The sequence below is a fragment of the Micromonospora sp. 4G55 genome, from assembly GCF_016803375.1.
Map to the genome: position 1 here is coordinate 1 of NZ_JAEVHN010000521.1, position 4,386 is coordinate 4,386.

4 protein-coding genes are annotated in these 4,386 nt (G+C 73.9%); 3 read left to right on the plus strand and 1 reads right to left on the minus strand.

Features of this window, described 5'->3' with window-relative positions:
* Nucleotides 1-528 (minus strand): glycosyltransferase family 39 protein (locus JNW89_RS28875; RefSeq protein ID WP_375155160.1); only part of this gene is annotated, 528 nt, incomplete at its 3' end.
* 1,086 nt (nt 529-1,614) lie between these two features.
* Between JNW89_RS28875 and JNW89_RS28880 the strand changes: the two genes are divergently transcribed.
* The 3 genes from JNW89_RS28880 to JNW89_RS28890 are packed head-to-tail and all read left to right on the plus strand — an operon-like array spanning nt 1,615 to nt 4,243.
* A complete protein-coding gene (locus JNW89_RS28880) occupies nt 1,615-3,327 on the plus strand; it encodes a nitrite/sulfite reductase (protein WP_238451502.1) in 1,713 nt (570 codons plus the stop codon).
* Nucleotides 3,324-3,485: a hypothetical protein gene (locus JNW89_RS28885; protein WP_170285433.1), complete on the plus strand. Its 162-nt coding sequence runs from the start codon at nt 3,324-3,326 to the stop codon at nt 3,483-3,485. Before JNW89_RS28880 ends, JNW89_RS28885 begins: the two co-directional genes overlap by 4 nt.
* Nucleotides 3,482-4,243 (plus strand): phosphoadenylyl-sulfate reductase, encoded by a 762-nt coding sequence (locus JNW89_RS28890; RefSeq protein ID WP_238451503.1) that lies wholly within the window; start codon nt 3,482-3,484, stop codon nt 4,241-4,243. Before JNW89_RS28885 ends, JNW89_RS28890 begins: the two co-directional genes overlap by 4 nt.
* Nucleotides 4,244-4,386: the final 143 nt, after the last annotated feature.

A 4,386-nucleotide genomic window follows, 5' to 3' on the forward strand; every position in this document is an offset into this window, starting at 1 on the left:
GAGCGGCGGCGACGGCGCCGCGTACCAGGCCCAGCGGGTCCACGTGGGCCGGCGCAGCGCCGCGACGAGCAGCAGGGTGGCCAGCACCGCGAAGAGGCTGGCCAACGCGTAGGGGCGGGCCTCCTGGGCGTACCGGGAGGTGCCGGGGAGGACCGCGAAGAGCAGGCCGGCGAGCAGGCCGACCCGCGTCCCCAGCAGCCACCTGCCGAGTACGGCGGTGAGCCCGGCCGCCCCGGCCATGGCCAGCGCCGAGGGCAGCCGCAGCGCCGTCGCCGTGTCCCCGAAGAGCCGGACCCAACCGTGCATGAGCAGGTAGTACGGCCCGGTGGCGGCGTCCACGGTGCCGGTGAGCCGGAGCAGGTCGCCCAGCGGGCGGGTGGCGGCACTCCAGGTGGCCAGCTCGTCCCGCCAGGGCTGGGCGTGGCCGATGCCGTAGAGCCCGACGGTCAGCGTGGCCAGCAGCGGCGGCACCCAGACGAGCCGCGCCCACCCCTCCACCGCATGCCGCTTTCCGGACATACTGCCCACGGGCCGAGCGTCCCACACCGCGCCGGGCCACGCTGCCACAGCGGCCCCGGCCGCCGTGCTGCCACAGCCGCGCCGGCCGCCGCGCTGCCCATCCCCACGAACACGGCCAGGGCTTTACCTGTCCCCGCAGCTCTACCGGACGCCTGGTGCTGGCCTTGGGGACTTTGGCCGCACGCACGGCGCTGGCCCTGGGAAGCTCGGCCCGACGCCCGACGCCCGACGCCCGACGCCCGACGCCCGGCGCCCGGCGCCCGGCGCTGGCCCTGCGAAGCGTGGCTGGATGCCTCGTGCGGGCCCTTTCGAGCTGATGTCGTAGACGATTCACCAGTGCGGCGAACAGCCTGCGCCGCTCTCCCTCCGCCCCGACCGGCCCCCGCTCGGCCGGTGCGATGACGTGACCGCAGGGACCCGGCCGGCGGCCGTTGATTCGTTCACGACATCAGCTCGAAAGGGCCGGCACAGGGCAGGTGGTGGCAGGGGTCCGAGCCGACCGTGGGTCCCCGGGGAGTGCGGGAGGCGGTTTCGACCAACGGGCGCGTGCAGACCACCAGTGCCCGAAGAACCATCGGGCACAAGAACCACCGGGGCACGAAGAACCACCCGGCCTTGAAGAACCAGGCCTGAGGACCACCGAGCCTGAGAACCACCGGGCCTTGAAGAGACCGTTGGGCGTGAGGAAGCACCGGGCGTGAGGCAACACCGGGCAGCTGCCGGCCCTGCCCGGGCAACCCATTCGCGGCGGTCGAAGGGCCGGCGGAGGCGGTCGCAGCGCGGTAGACGGTGACGGCGACGGCGCGGCCCGTGATGTGGGATGGCGCACGCGCTCGTTGGCCGGCCCCCCGGGGGTGTGGCAGCATGGCCCCATGACCGCCGCTGTCGTCCGCCGCTTCGTGGCCCGTCGCCACGTCGACTACGGCCGCGTGCGCAGCGCGATCTGTCCGGCCCACTGACGACGCCCGACCCATCCGTCTCGGGCGCGTACTGCGCGCCGGCCGTTCCGACACCGTTGTCCTCGGCCCGTCCCACGGGTCGGCCGCCGCGCCCGCGTACCCCACCGAGGCACAGCAGACAACGGAGGACGCCGCGATGGCGGTCAGTAGCACCCCGGCCCGCCCGGAGACCCCGGCGGCGCCCGCCGCCCGGGCAGCCCGTCGTCCGCGCGGTGAGGGGCAGTGGGCGCTCGGCCACCGCGAGCCGCTCAACGCCAACGAGCGGATCAAGAAGGACGACGACCCGCTGAACGTCCGGGCCCGGATCGAGAACATCTACGCCCACCGCGGCTTCGCCGCCATCGACCCGCAGGACCTGCGTGGCCGGTTCCGCTGGTGGGGCCTCTACACGCAGCGCAAGGCGGGCATCGACGGCGGGCGTACCGCCGTGCTGGAGCCGCACGAGCTGGAGGACGAGTTCTTCATGCTCCGGGTGCGGGTCGACGGCGGCCAGCTCAACCTGGCCCAGCTCCGGGTGATCGCCGACATCTCCCGCGAGTTCGCCCGGGACACCGCCGACATCACCGACCGGCAGAACATCCAGTACCACTGGATCCGGGTCGAGGACATGCCGGAGATCTGGCGCCGGCTGGAGTCGGTCGGCCTGCAGACCACCGAGGCGTGCGGCGACTGCCCGCGCATCGTGCTCGGCAGCCCGGTCGCCGGGGTGGCCCGCGACGAGGTGCTCGACCCGACCCCGGCGATCGACGAGATCGTCCGCCGGTACGTCGGCGACAAGGCCTACTCGAACCTGCCGCGCAAGTTCAAGACGACGATCTCCTGGCTGGTCGACACCCCGTACGAGGCGAACGACGTCGCCTTCCTCGGAGTCGACCACCCGGAGCACGGCCCCGGCTTCGACGTCTGGGTCGGCGGCGGCCTCTCCACCAACCCGATGCTGGCCAAGCGGCTCGGCGTCTGGGTGCCGCTGAACGAGGTGCCGGACGTGTGGGCCGGCGTGGTCGGCATCTTCCGCGACTACGGGTACCGCCGGCTGCGCAACCGGGCTCGACTGAAGTTCCTGGTCGCGGACTGGGGCCTGGAGAAGTTCCGCGAGGTGCTGGAGAAGGAGTACCTGGGCCGGACCCTGCTCGACGGCCCGGCCCCGCAGCTGCCCGACAAGCCGGTCGACCACATCGGCGTGCACCGCCAGCGCGACGGGCGCAACTACGTCGGGGCCGCCCCGGTGGTCGGACGGGTCTCCGGCAACCAGCTCGCCCAGCTGGCCGACACGGTCGAGGCGCACGGCAGCGACCGGGTACGGCTCACCCCGTACCAGAAGCTGCTGGTGCTCGACGTGCCGCCGGAGCGGACGGAGTCCCTGGTCGACGCGCTGCGCGGGATCGGCCTGGAGGCCCGGCCGTCGGCCTGGCGGCGCGGCACCATGGCCTGCACCGGCATCGAGTTCTGCAAGCTGGCCATCGTCGAGACCAAGCGACGCGGCGAGGAGCTGGTGGCCCGGCTGGAGGAGCGGCTGCGCGACTTCGACGCGGACATCTCCATCCACCTCAACGGCTGCCCGAACGCCTGCGCCCGCACCCAGGTCGCCGACATCGGCCTCAAGGGGCAGCTGGTGGTCGGCCCGGACGGCCGGCAGGTGGAGGGCTTCCAGGTGCACCTCGGCGGCGGGCTGGGCATGGCCCAGGGGCAGACCGCCGGCTTCGGACGCAAGCTGCGCGGCCTGAAGACCACCGCCGAGGAGCTTCCGGAGTACGTGGAACGACTGGCCCGCCGCTACCTGGCCGGCCGGAGCGAGGGCGAGACGTTCGCCAACTGGGTGATCAGGGTCGACGAGGAGGAGCTTCGATGAGTAGCGAAACCCGTTCCGCGCCGCTGTACTGCCCGTACTGCGGCGAGGAGGACCTGCGGCCGAACGAGGCTGGGCACGGCGCCTGGGAGTGCCACGCCTGCGCCCGCGTCTTCACGGTGCGGTTCACCGGCCTGCTCGCCAAGGTGGTGGCCCGATGAACCTGGTGTCCGCCGCGAACCTGGGCCTGGTCGGCGTCGGCGGCCCGAAGCCGGCCGAACCGGCCCGGCGTGACCCGGAGGAGCTCCGCGCGCTGGCCGAGCGGGCCGGCCGGGAGCTGGAGGGCGCTCCGGCGCTGGAGATCGCCCGCTGGGCGGCCGAGACCTTCGGCGACCGGTTCTGCGTGACCAGCTCGATGGCCGACGCGGTGCTGGCGCACCTGGTGTCCCGGGTCGCCCCCGGGGTGGACGTGGTCTTCCTCGACACCGGGCTGCACTTCCCGGAGACGCTGAAGGTGCGCGACGAGGTGGCCCGCCGGCTGCCGGTCAACGTCCGCTCGATCCGCCCCCGGCTCACCGTGGGCCAGCAGGACGGCGAGTACGGCCCCCGGCTGTTCAACCGCTCGCCCGACGACTGCTGCCAGCTGCGCAAGGTGGAGCCGCTGGAGCGGGCCCTGGCCGGGTACGACGCCTGGGCCGCCGGGCTGCGTCGGGACGAGTCGCCCACCCGGGCGAACACGCCGGTGGTGACCTTCGACGCCCGGCGCGGCAAGGTGAAGGTCAACCCGATCGCGGCCTGGACCCAGGCCGACGTGGACTCCTACATCTCCCGGTACGACATCCCGGTCAACGAGCTGTTCAGCCGCGGCTACGGCTCGATCGGCTGCTGGCCGTGCACCCGACGCACCAAGGCGGGCGAGGACCCGCGGGCCGGCCGCTGGGCCATGTTCGAGAAGACCGAGTGCGGCCTGCACGTCTGACCGGACCGGTTCCCGGCGCGGGGGAGACCGCGTCGGGGGCGGCGGACCGGCCGTGCCGGTCGACGGCCATTCGGGGCCGGCGCGGGGGATCCGGCCCGGCCCGCCGCCGGGCGGCGGCCTGCCGCCGGTGGTGCTGGTGGCGC